Source organism: Micromonospora sp. CNZ296 (assembly GCF_007827635.1).
The window spans coordinates 52906-69653 of sequence record NZ_VISW01000003.1 but is presented as its reverse complement, the minus strand read 5'-3'; the positions used below and the strand labels follow the sequence as shown (position 1 = coordinate 69653).

Below are 16748 nucleotides of genomic sequence, written 5' to 3'. Positions count from 1 at the left end.
GGGACGACATGGCCCGGGTGGTTGCTCATCCACCGGCGCAGCTTTAGCATTCGATCGGAAATAAAATCGGCGGAGGTGGGCGTGGAATCTCGGGCACCCCGGGCGGCGAACCGGTCCACGGTGCTGGCCCACGTGCTGACCCATGGTCCGGTGAGCCGTACGGCCATCGGCCAGGAGACCGACCTCTCCCCCGCCACCGTGTCGCGGATCGTGGAACAACTGCTCGACGAAGGGCTGCTGACCGAGACCGACGGCGCCCCGACCACCACCCGGGGCCGGCGGGCGACCCGGGTGGCGATCGCCGCCGGACGCGGCGTGGTCTGCGGGGTCGACGTCGGAGGCTCCAACGTCCGGCTGGTCGTCGCCGACCTCGCCGCCCGGCCGCTGACCGGCCGGACCGTGCCCACGCCCGCCGACTACGACGCGCCCCGGCTGGCCCAGTGGCTGGCCGACCTGATCGTCGCGACAGTCGGCGCCGACCGGGAACGGCTCGACTGCGTCGCGGTGGGCCTGCCCGGCGCCGTCCGGCAGGGCGACCGGGCGGTCTCCAACGCCCCGAACCTGCCCCAGGTGGAGGACCCGCTGTTCCTGCGGCTGCTGGAGAAGCACCTGGGCACCGCGGTCGAGGTGGACAACGACTCCAACTACGCGCTGCTCGGGGAGCTGCGCTTCGGCGCCGCCCGGGACGCGCAGACCGCGGTGATGCTCACCATCGGGGCGGGGCTCGGCGCCGGCGTCGCCATCGACCGCCGGCTGTTCCGGGGCCGCAGCGGCCTGGTCGGCGAGTTCGGCCACCTGCCCGCCGGTCCGCTCGGCGCACCGCTCGAACGGATCATCAGCGGCTCCGGCATCCTCGCCCGGGCCCGCGAGCTCGGCCTGTCGTTCGACAACGCGGCCGACGTGTTCCGCTCGGCCGACCCCCGCCTGGCGCCGGTCCGGCAGTACGTCGAGCAGGCGCTGCTGGTCATCCTCACCGCGGCGGTGGTCGCCTACGAACCGGAGGTGATCGTCCTCGGCGGCGGCATCTCCCACGCGCTCACACCCGACCTGGTCCGGCTGCGCGGCCGGCTGCACGAGATCGTGCCCGCCGCCGAGGCGACAGTGCACGGCGCGGAACTCGGCGACCTCTCCGGCGCGCTGGGCGCCGTGGTCGCGGCGCTGCACACCGCGTACCGGCGACTCGGGCTCGCGGAGGCCGACCTGGCCCGCGTACCCCAGCCGGACGCCCTGGCCGGCTGCGACCTGCCGGCCCTGGCCGACCACGCCTGAGCAGGCGGCGCCGCCCGCGCCGTACGCTCCTGTGAGCGCTCACCCGGCGGCCCACCCGGCACTCCTCCGGGCCCGGCCGGTTGAACATGTTATCGATAACCTGCTATGTTCCGGCACGGGAGCGAAGGGCACGCTCCCCGTCACCCCCGCAATCGGCAAGGCGACCCGAGGCACCTTCCTCGCCGCCCCGCCGGTCGGTGACCGGTCCGGGCCGCTCCGCCGATGCACGCCGACGCAGGCGGCCACGGACGACTTCGGCCCCGGCCGCACGCGCGGCTCCGCGCCCTCTTCGCAGGCGACGTCGGCATCGACGGACGGTCCGGCCTGCACCGCCACCCAGGGCAAGGAGTCAAGCAATGGCGAAACGAACACCGCTTCTCTCATCCATCGCCGCCGCGGCCGTGCTCCTCGCGGCGGTCGCCGGCGGCGCGCTCAACGGCGGCCTCGGCGAGACGGCACAGGCGTCGACGAACGGCACACTCGCCGCGACCGCCGGCTGCGGCAAGGCACCCACGCTGTCCAGCGGGACGCGCACCATCTCCAGCGGCGGACAGAACCGCAGCTACATCCTGCGCATCCCGGACGGGTACGACCGCAACCGCCCGTACCGGCTGATCTTCGGGTTCCACTGGCTCAACGGCTCGGCGAACAACGTCGCCTCGGCCGGCTACTACGGCCTGCTGCCGCTGTCGAACAACAGCACGATCTTCGTCGCGCCGCAGGGCATCGACAACGGCTGGGCCAACACCAACGGCCGCGACCTGACGCTGTTCGACGACATCTCCCGGCAGATCGAGAACGACCTCTGCGTCGACACCAGCCAGCGGTTCGCGCTCGGCTGGAGCTACGGCGGGGCGATGAGCTACGCGGTGGCCTGCGCCCGGCCCACTGTCGTCCGCGCGGTCACCGTCATCTCCGGCGCCAACCTCAGCGGCTGCAACGGCGGCACCCAGCCGGTCGCCTACTTCGGCATCCACGGCATCTACGACAGCGTGCTGAACATCTCCGCGGGCCGGTCGCTGCGGGACACGTTCGTCCGCAACAACGGCTGCACCGCGCAGAGCCCGCGCGAGCCGAGCCGGGGCAGCCTCACCCACATCACCACCACGTACTCCGGCTGCCGCGAGGGCTACCCGGTGCAGTGGGCCGCGTTCGACGGCGACCACACCCCCAGCCCGGTCGACGGGTCGTCCAGCCCGAACGACTCCCGGACCTGGACGTCGGGGGAGATCTGGCGGTTCTTCAGCCAGTTCGCGTCCACCACGCCGCCGCCCACCACCGCGCCGCCGACCACCGCCCCGCCCACCACGCCTCCGCCCACCACGCCTCCGCCGACCACGCCCCCGCCGACCGGTGAGCCGGGCGCCTGCACCGCCACCTACCGGACCGTGAACACCTGGCCCGGCGGCTACCAGGCCGAGGTCACGGTGGCCAACAACGGCGCCGCCACGCTCAACGGCTGGACCGTACGCCTGACCCTGGCCTCCGGCCAGGCGATCAGCAGCCTCTGGAACGGCGTCAACACCGGCACCTCCGGCTCGGTGTCGGTCCGCAACGCGGCGTACAACGGCACGCTGGGCGCGAACGCCTCGACGACGTTCGGGTTCACCGCCACCGGGAACGGCGCCACGGCGCCCAGCGGCGTCAGCTGCACCAGCCCCTGACCGGGCCGGCCCGCCGATCCCCGCACGGGGAGCCGGGCCGTGGGGTGGCACCGCGCGGCCCCCGGCCCGGCACCGGCGAGAGGACCGACGCCCCGCCGGACGCCGGGATGTGCTCTAATTAACTCTGGTCGATGTTTGCGCTAACATTCACGACCCCGCAGGCCACCACCACCGGCACCCCTGGGGCCACCGCACCGCCGCTGTTAGCGTTTACACCGACGGCCATCCACAACTCGCGAGGCACCGTCCCGGACGGTCGGGCGCCCGCGCGTACCCGAGGAGCCGTCATGGTGATCCCCCGTCCCCGGCCCGTCCGATCCGGGCCATCGCGTCTCGCCGCACCCGCCCTCGCTCTCGCCCTGGCCGCCACCGGCGGCGGCCTGACGCTCGCCGCGACCCCCGCGCAGGCGGCCACCTCGATCACCGTCAACGGCGCCTCCGGCGGCCAGACGTTCGACGGGGTCGGCGCGGTCAGCGGCGGCGGCGGCAACAGCCGGCTGCTGATCGACTATCCCGAGCCGCAACGCGGGCAGATCCTGGACTACCTGTTCAAGCCCGGCCACGGCGCCGCGCTGCAGATCCTCAAGGTCGAGATGGGCGGCGACACCAACTCCACCAGCGGCTCCGAGCCGAGCCACGAGCACGTCCGGGGCGATCTCAACTGCAACCGCGGCTACCAGTGGTGGATCATGGAGCAGGCCAAGGCCCGCAACCCCGCCATCAAGCTGGCGGCACTGCCCTGGGGCGCTCCCGGGTGGATCGGCAACGGCAACTTCATGTCCCAGGACATGATCAACTACTTCGTGGACTGGCTGGGCTGCGCGCGGCAGCACAACCTGACCATGGACTACATCACCGCCGCCCAGAACGAGAAGCGGACCGACGCGAACTGGACCATCAGCCTGCGTCAGGCGCTGAACAGCAACGGGTACGGCAACGTGAAGATCATCTACGGCGACGACTACCCGGGCAGCTGGGGTCCGGCGAACGCCGTCGCCGGCAACACCACGCTGCGCAACAGCATCGACGTGCTCAGCGGCCACTACCCGTGCGGCTACCTCAGTGCGCAGACCACCTGCACCGTCTCGTCCACCGCCACCAGCACCGGCAAGACGCTGTGGAACAGCGAGGGCGGCTCGCAGGACTACAACGACGGCGCCAAGCCGCTGGCCCGCGGCATCAACCGCGGCTACATCGACGGCCGGATGGTCGCCTACCTCAACTGGGACCTGATCGCCGCGATCACACCGAACCTGCCCTGGTCCACGGTCGGGCTGATCCTGGCCAACCAGCCCTGGTCCGGCTGGTACTCGGTCGGCAAGAACACCTGGGCGCTGGCGCACACCACCCAGTTCACCGCGCCCGGCTGGCGCTACCTCGACTCGTCCTCGGGCTACCTGGGCGGCAACCGCAACAACGGCAGCTACGTGTCGCTGCGCTCCCCCACCGGCGGCGACTACAGCACCGTCATCGAGACCATGGACGCCACAGCGGCGCAGCAGCTCACCGTGAACGTCACCGGCGGGCTCTCCACCGGCCAGGTGCACGTCTGGTCCACGAACCTGAACTCGACGAACCCGAACGACTTCTTCGTCCGCGGCGCGGACATCACCCCGTCGGGCGGATCGTTCTCGCTCACCGTCCAGCCCGGGCACCTCTACACCGTCACCACGACCACCGGGCAGGGCAAGGGCACCGCCACCAGCCCGGTCCAGGGCTCGCTCGGCCTGCCGTACCGCGACGACTTCGACGGCTACGCGGCCGGGCGGATACCGAAGTACCTCCAGGACATGCAGGGCGCGTTCGAGACCGTCGGCTGCGGCGGCGGCCGGGCCGGCATGTGCCTGCGGCAGATGTCCGCGCAGGCCCCGATCACCTGGAAGACGCTCGCCGACCCGGCCACCTACGGCGGGAACCTGAGCTGGGGCAACTACACCGTCTCCGCCGACGTCCTGCTCGAACAGTCCGGCTACGCCCAGATCCAGGGCCGCGTCGGCACCACGAACCTCGACCCGATCGGCCGGTACAACGGCTACTTCCTGCGGGTCACCGACTCCGGCTCGTGGTCGATCCTGCGCAACAACACCGCCGGGCAGCTCGCCACGCTGCGCAGCGGGAACGTCGCCGCGCTCGGCACCAACCGCTGGCACAGCCTCGCGCTGGGCTTCGCCGGCTCCACCATCACCGCCACCATCGACGGCACGACTGTCGGCACGGTCACCGACTCCACGTTCGGCACCGGCCAGGTCGGCTTCGGCACCAGCCAGGGCGAGACCGCCCAGTTCGACAACCTGTCGGTGGTCGCCGGCCCGGGCGGCAACCCCGGAGGTACGAGCGGCGCCCTGCTCAACCCCAACTCCAGCCGCTGCCTGGACGTGCCGAACCAGTCCCAGACCAACGGCACCCAGGTGACGTTGTGGGAGTGCAACGGCGGCGCGAACCAGCAGTGGACGGCGACCTCCGGCCGGCAGCTCCAGGTGTACGGCAGCAAGTGCCTCGACGCCGAGGGCCAGGGCACCTCGTCCGGCACCCGGGTCATCATCTGGGACTGCAACGGCGGCGCCAACCAGCAGTGGAACGTCAACACCGACGGCACGATCACCGGCGTCCAGTCCGGACTGTGCCTGAGCCCGAACGGCGGCGGTACCGGCAACGGCACCCCGATCGTCCTGTCCGCCTGCACCGGCGGCAGCAGCCAGAAGTGGAGCCGGGCGTGACGGCCCGACCTTCGCCGACCGTACCCATCCGCCGCGGCGCGGCCTACCGGGGAGACGACCTGTGACCTCAACGCTATGGAGACCCGACCGCCGGACCAGACGATGGCTCGCGCTGGCCGTGACGATGCTCGCCCTGCTGGGGCTGGCCCCGGTCATCGCCGGAGGGCTGACCCCGACCGTCGCCCGGGCGGACAACCCGATCGTGCAGACGATCTACACGGCCGACCCGGCCCCGCTGGTCCACGACGGCCGCGTCTACCTCTACACCGGCCACGACGAGGACAACTCGACCTGGTTCACCATGAAGGAGTGGCGGGTCTTCTCGTCCGACGACATGGTGAACTGGACCGACCACGGGTCGCCGCTCAGCCTCGCCACGTTCAGCTGGGCCAAGCAGGACGCGTGGGCCGGCCAGGCGGTCCAGCGCAACGGCAAGTTCTACTGGTACGTGCCGATGGTCGTCCGGGCGACCGGCCAGATGGGCATCGGGGTGGCGGTGGCGGACAGCCCCACCGGGCCGTTCCGTGACGCCATCGGGCGTCCGCTGGTGAGCAACGGCGAGATCGACCCGACGGTGTTCATCGACGACGACGGCCAGGCGTACCTGTACTGGGGCAACCCGCGACTGTGGTACGTGAAGCTGAACGCGGACATGACCTCGTACTCCGGCAGCCCCACCCAGATCCCGCTGACCACCGCGGGCTTCGGGGCGCGGACCGGTGACGCGAACCGGCCGACCCTCTACGAGGAGGGGCCGTGGGTGTACAAGCGCAGCGGCCTCTACTACATGGCGTTCGCGGCCAGGTGCTGCTCGGAGTTCGTCGCCTACTCGACCGCTCCCGGGCCGCTGGGCCCGTGGACGTACCGCGGGACGATCATGCCGACCCAGGGCAGCAGCTTCACCAACCACCCCGGGATCATCGACTTCAAGGGCAACTCGTACTTCTTCTACCACAACGGCGCGTTGCCCGGCGGCGGCGGTTTCACCAGGTCGGTGGCGGTGGAGAAGTTCTCCTACGGCGCTGACGGCTCGATCCCCACGATCAACATGACCACCACCGGCGCCCCGCAGGTCGGCACCGTGAACCCGTACTCCCGGCAGGAGGCCGAGACGATGGCCTGGGGGCAGGGGGTCGAGACCGAGGCGTCCTCCCTGGGCGGGAGGAACGTCGGCTACATCGACAACGGGGACTACATCAAGGTCAAGGGCGTGGCCTTCGGCGCCGGCGCGACCAAGTTCACCGCCATGGTGGCCTCGGCCGGCAGCGGGGGGTCCATCGAGCTGCGCCTGGACAGCGTGACCGGCCCGCTGGTGGGCACCTGCCAGGTGACCCCCACCGGCGACTGGCAGACCTGGACCAACCCGAGCTGCCCGGTCAGCGGCGCCACCGGCACCCACGACCTCTACCTGCGGTTCACCGGCGGCAGCGGCTCGCTGTTCAACATCGACCACTGGTGGTTCACCTCCGGCCTCAGCGGCACCCCGCCGCCGGTCCCCCCGTCGACCCCGCCACCCTCCTCTCCCCCGCCGCCCAGCACGCCGCCGCCGACCGGCGACGCCTGCACCGCGACCTACCGCACCACCAACTCCTGGTCCGGCGGTTTCCAGGCCGAGGTGACGGTCACCGCGGGCGCCGCGGCGCTCAACGGCTGGTCGGTGCGGTGGAACCTCGCCGGTGGTCAGAGCATCAGCCAGGTCTGGAGCGGCACGCTGAGCACCAGCGGATCCACGGCGACCGTCCGCAACGCGGCGTACAACGGCTCCGTGCCCGCGTCCGGCTCGACCACGTTCGGCTTCATCGCCGACGGCTCACCGTCCACCCCGTCCCTGACCTGCACCAGCCCGTGAGAGGAGCGTTCATGCGTACCGGAGCGAGGAGATGGCTCACCGCGGGCGCCGCGCTGGCGCTGCTGGCCGCCGGCGTGCTGACGCCCGCCGGCCCGGCGGGCGCGGAGTCCAACGGCGGCACCCGGGTGATGCCGCTCGGTGACTCCATCACCGAGGGCACCCAGGTGCCGGGCGGTTACCGGATCGGCCTGTGGCAGCGGCTGGCCGGCGGCGGCTACCGGGTCGACCTGGTCGGCTCGCAGTTCAACGGGCCGGGCAACCTCGGCGACCACGACCACGAGGGCCACCCCGGCTGGCGCATCGACCAGATCGACGCCAACATCACCGGCTGGCTGAACGCCTACCAGCCGCGCACCGTGCTGCTGCACATCGGCACCAACGACATCCTGCAGAACTACAACGTCTCGACCGCGCCGAACCGGCTCTCCTCGCTCATCGACCGCATCACCACCACGGCGCCGAACGCGGACGTGTTCGTCGCGCAGATCATCCCGCTCGCCAACTCCGGCCAGGCGGCGGCGGTGCGCACGTTCAACGCCGCGCTGCCCGGCATCGTGCAGTCGAAGGTGAACGCCGGCAAGCGGGTCCACCTGGTCGACCAGCACTCGGCGCTGACCACCGCCGACCTGATCGACGGCATCCACCCGACCGCCACCGGCTACGACAAGATGGCAGCGGTCTGGTACCGCGCGTTGCAGTCGGTGTCAGGCAGCATCGGCACCCCCGGCAGCGGCGGCGGCACGTACCAGAACGTGCAGCTCGTCGGCGCCGGCTCGGGCCGGTGCCTGGACGTGCCGAACGGCAGCACCACGAACGGCACCGCGGTGCAGCTGTACGACTGCTGGGGCGGCACCATGCAGCGCTGGACCTACACCTCGGCCAAGCAGTTGCAGGTGCTTGGCAACAAGTGCCTCGACGCGAGTGGGCGGGGCACCGCGAACGGCACCAGCGTGATCATCTGGGACTGCAACGGCCAGCCCAACCAGCAGTGGAACCTCAACGCCAACGGCACGATCAGCGGCGTCCAGTCCGGGCGCTGCCTGGACGCGGCCGGCTACGGCACCGCCAACGGGACCAGGATCAACCTCTGGGACTGCCACGGCGGCACCAACCAGCAGTGGAGCGCACGCGCCTGACCGGCGTGCGACGGGCTCCCCGGCGGGCGCCGCCGGGGAGCCCGTCCGGGCGGCGCCGTCCGCATGACCAGCGGCGGACCCGGCGGGTACGTAGAGTGAGAGCCATGTCGAAGCCGCCGCTGCCCGAGCCCGCCGTCGCCATGCTGCGCAAGCCGAACCCGGCCGTCATCGCCACGCTGCGCGACGGCCAGCCGGTGTCCGCGGCCACCTGGTACCTGTGGGAGGACGGCCGCGTCCTGGTGAACATGGACGAGGGCCGCCGCCGGCTGGCGCACCTGCGCAGCGATCCCCGGGTCTCCCTGACCGTGCTGGACGAGGAGAACTGGTACACCCACGTCAGCCTCATCGGGCGCGTCGCCGAGTTGCGCGACGACGACGGCCTGGCGGACATCGACCGGATCTCGCAGCACTACACCGGGCGCCCCTACCCCCGGCGGGACCGCGCCCGGGTCAGCGCCTGGATCGAGATCGAGCGCTGGCACGGGTGGGGCGCGCACAAGGACAGCAGCCAGACCGGCTGACGCCGCCCCCACGATGTCCGACCCATGCGGAAGAGTGTCGGGCATGAGTGAGCCGTACGACCCGAAGGCAACGCTGCACCACTACCTGCGCGCGATCCGGGAGAATCTGATCTGGAAGCTCGACGGGCTGAGCGAACGTGAGGCCCGGCTTCCCCGCACCGCGACCGGCAACAACTTCCTGGGCCTGCTCAAGCACTGCCTGAACGTCGAGGCCGGCTACTTCGGGACCACGTTCGGCCGCCAGTTCCCCACCCCCGGGGAACTGGTTCCGGACGACGCGTTCGACGGCGACCCGCAGGCGGACTGGTACGCCCGGGCCGACGAGACAAAGGACGGGCTGATCGACCTGTACCGCCGCGTCGGGGCGTTCGCGGACGAGACGATCGAGACGCTGCCGCTGGACGCGCCGGGGCGGGTGCCGTGGTGGCAGCCGGGCCGGCAGGACGTGACACTGCACCATGTCATCGTGCACGTCTGCGTCGACCTGGCCCGGCACGCCGGGCACGCCGACGTCATGCGCGAGCAGCACGACGCGGCGATCGGGCTCGGGCGGGACAACCGGAACGTTCCCGAGGGCTACGACTGGCCGGCGTACGTCAGTAAGCTGTCGGCGCTCGCCGACCGGTTCGAGTAGCCGGCCTTCCGGTATGCCGGCCGGAAGTTTCAACCACATTTCGGACAGCGGATCGACAGGACCAGCAGCATCGTGAAGCATCTATCCCATGAAAATCCGGCCCGCCGTCGCCCCGCCGGCCGCTGAGGACACCGGTCCCGCGCGGCCTCCCGCCGAGCCGCCCTCGGACGACCGCCCCTCCGACGGGCGTTCCCCGGACGGCAGACGCCGGTGGCGGCCGAACCCGGAGTGGACGCTGGCGATCCTGGGCAGCCTGCTGCTGGCGGTGGTGCTGACCTGGCCGACGATGCGGCACCCGGCGACCACGATCCCCGGCGACCTCGGCGACCCGACGTTGCAGGCGTGGCAGGTCGCCTGGTCGGGGCACGCCCTGCTCAGCGACCCGGCCAACCTCTGGAACTCGAACACGTTCTACCCGGAGCGCTACACCTACGCCTACAGCGACACGCTGCTCGGGTACGCCCCGTTCGGGATGCTCGGCTCCGGCTTCGAGGCCGCTGTGATCCGCTACAACGTGCTCTACGTGCTGCTGCACGCGCTGGCGTTCCTCGGGGCGTACGCGCTGGCCCGGCAGCTCGGCGCCAACCGCTGGGGCGGTGCGGTCGCCGGGATCGCGTGGGCGTACGCGCCCTGGCGGCTGGCGCACTCCGGCCACCTGAACATCCTGTCCAGCGGCGGGATCGCGCTGGCGCTGGCGATGCAGGCGCGCGGCCACGGCTGGTCGCTGCGTCACGGATACCGGCCGGAGCGCCGCCGGCCCGGCTGGGCGGTGGCCGGGTGGCTCGTCGCGGCCTGGCAGGTGACGCTCGGCTTCGGCATCGGGCTGCCGCTCGTCTACTTCCTGCTGGCCGCCGTGCTGGTGGCGGCCGGCTGCTACGGCTGGTCCTGGTGGCGCAAGCGGGAGCGCCCCCCGTTCGGCCGGCGGCTGCTCGTCGCGGACCTGGCCGGCGGCGCCGTGTTCGGCACCGTGACGCTGCTGCTCGGTCTGGTCTACCTGCGCGTGGTCGACCTCAACCCGCAGGCCGTCCGCTCGCTGGACTGGACCAAGATGTTCTCCCCGCCGCTGATCGGGTTCGTCACCGCGCCGGGCGACTCGTGGCTGTGGGGGGAAAGGCACGCCGCCGCCCGCGAGCAGCTGTCCTGGCCGCCGGAGATGGCGCTGCTACCCGGCATGACGCTGATCGGGCTGGCCGCGGCGGGGCTGTTCGTCTCGGCGTTCCCGGTGCGGCACCGGATCGCGCTGGGGCTCGGCGTGGCCGGCACCGTGCTGCTGGGCCTGGGCGCCACGCTCGGCGGGGACGGCGACCCCGGCTACCTGACGTTGTCCAACCTCCTGCCGGGCTGGGACGCGTTGCGTACCCCGGGCCGGATGATGCACTGGACCAGCCTGCTGCTCGCCGTGCTGGCGGCCGGGCTGGTGACGGCGCTGGCCGAGTCGTGGCGCCGGCCCGCGGCCGCACGCGTGTCCCGGGCCGCGGCGGCGCTGGTCCTGCTGGTGCCGCTCGCCCTGGTCACGCTGGAGGGCGTCAACCGCACGCCGCACCCGACCGTGCCGACGCCACCGGCCGCGATGCGGACCGCGCCGGAACCGATGCTGGTGCTGCCCGCCGGCGGGGTGGGCGATCTGAACTACATGCTGTGGTCCACCGACGGGTTCCCCCGGATCACCAACGGGCTCGGCGGCTTCGAGCCGGTCACCCAGGCCCAGACGCGGGTCGCCGTGGCGACGTTCCCCGACGCGGGCAGCGTGGCCTACCTGCGCGGGATCGGCGTGCGGTCGGTCGTCGCGGTGCCGAGCCGCGCGGCGGGGACGCCGTGGGAGGGCATCGAGAACCGGCCGGTCGACGGGCTGGGCATCACCCGGGAGGATGTCGATGGCACGCTTGTCTACCGCCTCTGACGGCGTGGGCGCCGGATGCGTGTGTCCGGGCCGGGCGGGGTGAGCACCGTGCGGTTGTCGGTGGTGGTGCCCTGCTTCAACGAGGAAGCGTCGGTGGAGCGGCTGCACGAGATGCTCAGCGCCGCGCTCGCCGAGCTGACCGACGTGGACGTCGAGGTGGTGTACGTCGACGACGGCAGCGAGGACGGCACGCTGGCGGCGCTGCGCCGGCTCGCCGCGGCCGACCCGGCCGTCTGCTACACGTCGCTGAGCCGCAACTTCGGCAAGGAGGCGGCCATGCTCGCCGGCCTGCGCCGGGCCACCGGTGACGCGGTCGTCATCATGGACGCCGACCTGCAGCACCCGCCGCGGCTGCTGCCCGAGATGGTGATGCTCTACCGCCAGGGGTTCGACCAGGTGATCGCCCGCCGGGACCGCCGCGGTGACCGGTTCATCCGGATGGTCGCCTCGCGCTCCTTCTACCGCCTGGTCAACTGGTGGATAGACGTCCGCCTGCTCGACGGCGCCGGTGACTTCCGGCTGCTGTCCCGGCTCGCGGTGAACGCGATCCTGGCGATGCCGGAGTACAACCGCTTCTCCAAGGGCCTGTTCTCCTGGATCGGCTTCCGCACCGCGGTGGTGGCGCACCGCAACGAGACCCGGCAGGCCGGGCAGAGCCGCTGGACGTTCGGCAAGCTGTTCAACTACGCGTTCGACGGCCTGCTGTCGTTCAACAACCGGCCGCTGCGCCTGGCCATCTACGGCGGACTTTTCCTCACGCTCATCGCGGTGGGCTACATGGCCTGGGTGGTCGCCGACGCCGTGGAGAAGGGCATCGACGTGCCCGGCTACACCACCATCATCGTCAGCGTGATCGGGCTCGGCGGCATCCAGATGATGATTCTCGGGGTGATCGGCGAGTACATCGGCCGGATCTACTACGAGACGAAGCGCCGTCCGCACTATCTGGTGCAGGAGACCGAACGCGTCGTCGACACCCCCGGCCGGGCGTCCCGGATTCCGGAGCAGCGTACGGCCACCGGCGAATCGATGGCCGGCGAAACCGGCTGAGCGACCCCGATCGGTGGGCGCCGATAGGCGCAGAATCGTTCTCTTTTCGCAGGTGGCGGGCGGTTGCTATGGTCGCCCGCGACGCCGGAGACCGGCGCCGAGGAAAGGGTTGCGATGGGGCTGATGGACAAGCTCCGGGGCGAACTCATCGACATCATCGAGTGGCTGGACGACAGCCGCGACACGATGGTCTGGCGATTCCCCCGGTATCAGAACGAGATCAAGATGGGCGCCAAACTGGTCGTCCGGGAGTCCCAGACGGCGGTGTTCGTCAACGAGGGGAAGATCGCCGACGTCTTCGAACCCGGGACGTACACGCTGGAGACCCGCAACCTGCCGATCCTGTCCACGCTGAAGGGCTGGAAGTACGGCTTCAACTCGCCGTTCAAGGCCGAGGTGTACTTCGTCAACACCCGGCAGTTCACCGACATGAAGTGGGGCACCCAGAACCCGGTCATCCTGCGCGACGCCGAGTTCGGCGTCGTCCGGGTACGGGCGTTCGGCGCCTTCGCGGCCCGCGTGGTGGACGCGTCGCGGCTGCTGCGGGAACTGGTCGGCACCGATCCGCAGTTCCGCACCGAGGAGGTGCAGGAATACCTGCGGCAGCTCATGGTGGGACGCCTGGGCGGCGCGCTCGCCACGGCCGGCGTGCCGCTGCTGGACCTCGCCGCGCACCAGGACGCGATCGGCCGGCGGCTGGCCGCCGTGCTGACCGAGGAACTGGCCGAGGTCGGAATCGCGATCCCCAAGTTCGTCATCGAGAACGTGTCGGTGCCGCCGGAGGTCGAGCAGGCGCTGGACAAGCGGACCAGCATGGGCGCGGTCGGCGACCTGGACCGGTACACCCGTTTCCAGGCCGCGAACGCGATGGAGGCCGCGGCGAACAACCCGGGTGGCGAGGCGGGCGCGGGCATCGGCCTGGGGCTGGGCATGGCGATGGGCCAGCAGATGGCCCGCTCGATGGGCGGAGGCGCGGCCACGCAGCCGCCGCAGCCCGCCGCCACGCAGCCGGCCGCCACCGAGCCGCCGCCGCTGCCGGACCAGGCCCAGTGGTACGTCGGCGTCGGCGGCCAGCGGCAGGGCCCGTACGACCTCGGCGCGCTGGCCGAGCAGGCGAACGCGGGCGCGCTCGGGGCGGACACGCTCGTCTGGCGTACCGGGATGGCGCAGTGGCAGCCCGCCGGGCAGGTGCCCGAGCTGGCGTCGGTGCTCGCCAGCGTCCCGCCGCCGCTGCCGCCGCAATGAGCGACACGGCTGTCTCGCCGCCCTCCTACCAGTGCGGGGGGTGCGGCGCCCGGGTCGAGTTCGCGCCCGGCACGACCGCGCTGAGCTGCCCGTACTGCGGGCACCGGCAGGAGATCGCCGGCGCCGGCCGGGAGGTGCGTGAGCACGCGTACGCGGAACTGGCGTCGCTGCCCCGCAAGCCGGTGGCGAGCGTCGGGGCGCACACGTTCGTCTGCCCGGGCTGCGGCGCCCGGACGGAGAGCGACGCGCTGGCGCAGCGCTGCCAGTTCTGCGCGGCTCCCCTGGTGGCCGACGCCGGGGCGGGTGAGCTGATCGCGCCGGAGGCGGTGCTGCCGTTCGCCGTCGACCGCAACGGTGTGCGGACGGCCCTGGGCCAGTGGTGCCGCAGCCGCTGGTTCGCGCCCGGGAGCCTGAAGAAGATCAGCGAGGCGGAGACGCTCAAGGGTACGTACCTGCCGCACTGGACGTTCGACGCGCGGACCGTGTCGGACTACCAGGGTCAGCGGGGCGAGCACTACTACGTCACCGAGACGTACACGGTGACAGTCGACGGCAGGCAGGAGACGAGGACCCGGCAGGTGCGGCACACCCGGTGGCATCCGGCCGCCGGCACCGTACGCCGGGACTTCGACGACGTGCTGGTGCCGGCCACCACCCACCTGCCCACCGAGCAGTTGGACAAGCTGGCGCCGTGGCCGCTGACCGAGGCGGCCGCGTACCACGGCGACTACCTGGCCGGATACCAGGCGCTGCGGTACGACACCGAGCCCGAGGCGGGCCTGACCGAGGCGAAGGCGCGGATGGCGCCGGTCATCGAGGGCGACTGCCGGTCGGACATCGGCGGTGACGAGCAGCGGGTGTCCGCCGTGGACACCACGTACTCCGACGTGTCGTACAAGCTGGTCCTGCTGCCGGTGTGGATCGCCGCGTACCTGCACGCGGGCCGGTCGTACCAGGTTCTGGTGAACGCGCGGACCGGTGAGGTCATCGGCGAGCGTCCCTACAGCACGGCGAAGATCGTGGCGGCGGTGCTGGCCGCGCTGGCGCTCGTCGCGCTCGTGGTGGCGTACGCGATGAGCCGCTGACGCGCACGGGCCACCGGTGTGCCGCACCGGTGGCCCGTGCGCATCGCGCGAGGTGACTGCCCGAGCGGCCGATGTGCCGCCGCGCGGGTCCACAGCAGAGTGAGGGCATCACCACCATCGGCCGGGCGGCGACGGAGGGAAGCCCCGATGGACTCACTGCGGAAGACCTCGCTGGTCGCGGGCGGCGCCTATCTGCTCACCTTCGTCTCGATCCCCACCGTGGCCCTGTACGCCCCGGTCCGCGAGTCGGACTACGTCCTCGGCACCACCTCGCAGGCTCCGGTCGTCCTCGGCGGCGTCCTGGAGATGATCGTCGCGCTCGCCTGCATCGGCACCTCCGTCGCGCTGTACCCGGTGCTCACGCGCCACGGTCCGGCCCGGGCGCTGGGCTTCGTCGGCGCTCGGGTACTCGAAGCCGCAGGCATCCTCGTCGGCGTCGCGAGCATCCTGACGCTCGTCGCGCTGCGGGAGTCCGACGCCGGGCCGGACGCGCTCGTCACCGGCCGCGCGCTCGTCGCGTTCTACGACTCGGTCTTCCTGCTCAGCCAGGGCTTCCTGCCCGCCGTGAACGCGCTGCTGCTGGGCACCCTGCTCTACCAGTCCCGCCTCGTGCCGCGCGTGCTGCCGGTGCTCGGGCTCGTCGGCGCGCCACTGCTCGTCGCCTCCGACCTCGGCACCCTGTTCGGCGCGTGGGACCGGCTGTCAGCGGTGGCGGCGGTCGCCGCGCTCCCCATCGCGGTGTGGGAGTTCTCGCTCGGCGTCTACCTGGTCGTCAAGGGCTTCCGGCCCTCCCCCGTGACGGACGGCGCGGTCGAGCCCCGTCCGGTCCAGGACGCCACCGTCTGAGCCGGGTCAGGCCCGCGCGCCGCCGTCGACCCGCAGCACCGTACCGGTGACGAAGGAGGCGCGGTCGCTGAGCAGCCAGGCGGCGGCCTGGGCGATCTCGTCCGGTTCGGCGGCCCGGCGCAACGGGCTGGCGGCCGCGAGCCGGTCGATGATGCCGGGCGACTCCGCGTCCCAGGAGCGCATCATCTCGGTGAGCGTGCTGCCCGGGGCGATCGCGTTGACGCGGATGCCCTCCGGCCCGTAGGTGATCGCCGCGGACTCGGTGAGGCTGTTCACCGCGCGCTTCATCGCCCCGTACGCGGGCAGTGCGGGGTTGCCCATCAGGCTGCCGACGCTGGAGTTGTTCACGATCGCGCCGGTGCCGGCGGTGGCCCGGATCGCGGCGACCTCGGCGACCATGGCGAGCCACGGCCCTTTGAGGTTGACGGTGTAGACGTGGTCGAAGTCGTCTTCGCGTACCCGGTCCATCGGTCCGGGCGGCACGATCGTCGCGCCGTTGTTGAAGGCGACGTCGAGGCGGCCGTACACCTCGACCGTGCGGTCGACGGCGGCGCGCACGCTTGCCGCGTCGGCCAGGTCGCAGAGCACGTACTCGGCGGTGCCGCCGGCGGCCCGGACCTGCTCGGTGACCGCCTTCAACTGCTCCTCGGTCCGGGCGGCGAGCAGCACCCGGGCGCCCTCGGCGGCGAACAGCCGGGCCGCCGCGGCGCCGATGCCGCGCCCGGCGCCGGTGATGAAGGCGACCTTGCCGGCCAGCAGGCCGGCGGTCGGGTGGACGATCGTGTCGGTTCGTGTGGTGTCCATGCCGGCAAGCCTGCGTCCGGTCGCGGAG

At 72.0% G+C, this 16748-nt stretch carries 13 protein-coding genes; 12 read left to right on the top strand and 1 reads right to left on the bottom strand.

The window, feature by feature from the left end; translation table 11 throughout:
• Positions 1-81: 81 nt before the first annotated feature.
• The 12 genes from FB455_RS05820 to FB455_RS05765 all read left to right on the top strand — a co-directional run bounded on the left by FB455_RS05820 (position 82) and on the right by FB455_RS05765 (position 15916).
• Positions 82-1269, top strand: coding sequence for an ROK family transcriptional regulator (locus FB455_RS05820; protein WP_013474641.1), 1188 nt, complete (start codon positions 82-84; stop codon positions 1267-1269).
• A 356-nt stretch (positions 1270-1625) separates the two neighbouring features.
• Positions 1626-2933: a cellulose binding domain-containing protein gene (locus FB455_RS05815; protein WP_030270854.1), complete on the top strand. Its 1308-nt coding sequence runs from the start codon at positions 1626-1628 to the stop codon at positions 2931-2933.
• Between the two features lie 287 nt (positions 2934-3220).
• Positions 3221-5650, top strand: coding sequence for a ricin-type beta-trefoil lectin domain protein (locus tag FB455_RS05810; protein WP_145752585.1), 2430 nt, complete (start codon positions 3221-3223; stop codon positions 5648-5650).
• 124 nt (positions 5651-5774) lie between these two features.
• A complete protein-coding gene (locus FB455_RS05805; RefSeq protein WP_123109550.1) occupies positions 5775-7499 on the top strand; it encodes a family 43 glycosylhydrolase in 1725 nt (574 codons plus the stop codon).
• A gap of 11 nt (positions 7500-7510) precedes the next feature.
• Positions 7511-8635, top strand: coding sequence for an RICIN domain-containing protein (locus FB455_RS05800; protein ID WP_013474637.1), 1125 nt, complete (start codon positions 7511-7513; stop codon positions 8633-8635).
• A 104-nt stretch (positions 8636-8739) separates the two neighbouring features.
• On the top strand, positions 8740-9156 hold the full coding sequence (locus tag FB455_RS05795; RefSeq protein ID WP_013285135.1) for a PPOX class F420-dependent oxidoreductase: 417 nt from the start codon (positions 8740-8742) through the stop codon (positions 9154-9156).
• 43 nt (positions 9157-9199) lie between these two features.
• Positions 9200-9790: a DinB family protein gene (locus tag FB455_RS05790; protein ID WP_030270860.1), complete on the top strand. Its 591-nt coding sequence runs from the start codon at positions 9200-9202 to the stop codon at positions 9788-9790.
• Between the two features lie 88 nt (positions 9791-9878).
• Positions 9879-11690: a hypothetical protein gene (locus FB455_RS05785; RefSeq protein WP_145752583.1), complete on the top strand. Its 1812-nt coding sequence runs from the start codon at positions 9879-9881 to the stop codon at positions 11688-11690.
• 15 nt (positions 11691-11705) lie between these two features.
• Positions 11706-12740, top strand: a complete 1035-nt coding sequence (locus FB455_RS05780; RefSeq protein WP_013285132.1) for a glycosyltransferase family 2 protein — start codon at positions 11706-11708, stop codon at positions 12738-12740.
• Positions 12741-12854: 114 nt separating this feature from the next.
• On the top strand, positions 12855-13985 hold the full coding sequence (locus tag FB455_RS05775; protein ID WP_013285131.1) for an SPFH domain-containing protein: 1131 nt from the start codon (positions 12855-12857) through the stop codon (positions 13983-13985).
• A complete protein-coding gene (locus tag FB455_RS05770) occupies positions 13982-15070 on the top strand; it encodes a TFIIB-type zinc ribbon-containing protein (RefSeq protein ID WP_013285130.1) in 1089 nt (362 codons plus the stop codon). The genes FB455_RS05775 and FB455_RS05770 overlap by 4 nt, the downstream gene beginning before the upstream one ends.
• A 147-nt stretch (positions 15071-15217) precedes the next feature.
• Positions 15218-15916 carry a DUF4386 domain-containing protein gene (locus tag FB455_RS05765; protein WP_145752577.1) on the top strand — a complete coding sequence of 233 codons (699 nt, stop codon included), beginning with the start codon at positions 15218-15220 and terminating at the stop codon, positions 15914-15916.
• Between the two features lie 6 nt (positions 15917-15922).
• Here the strand turns inward: FB455_RS05765 and FB455_RS05760 are convergent, their stop codons facing one another.
• Complete coding sequence (locus tag FB455_RS05760) at positions 15923-16720, bottom strand: SDR family NAD(P)-dependent oxidoreductase (RefSeq protein ID WP_123109548.1); 798 nt, start codon at positions 16718-16720, stop codon at positions 15923-15925.
• Positions 16721-16748: the final 28 nt, after the last annotated feature.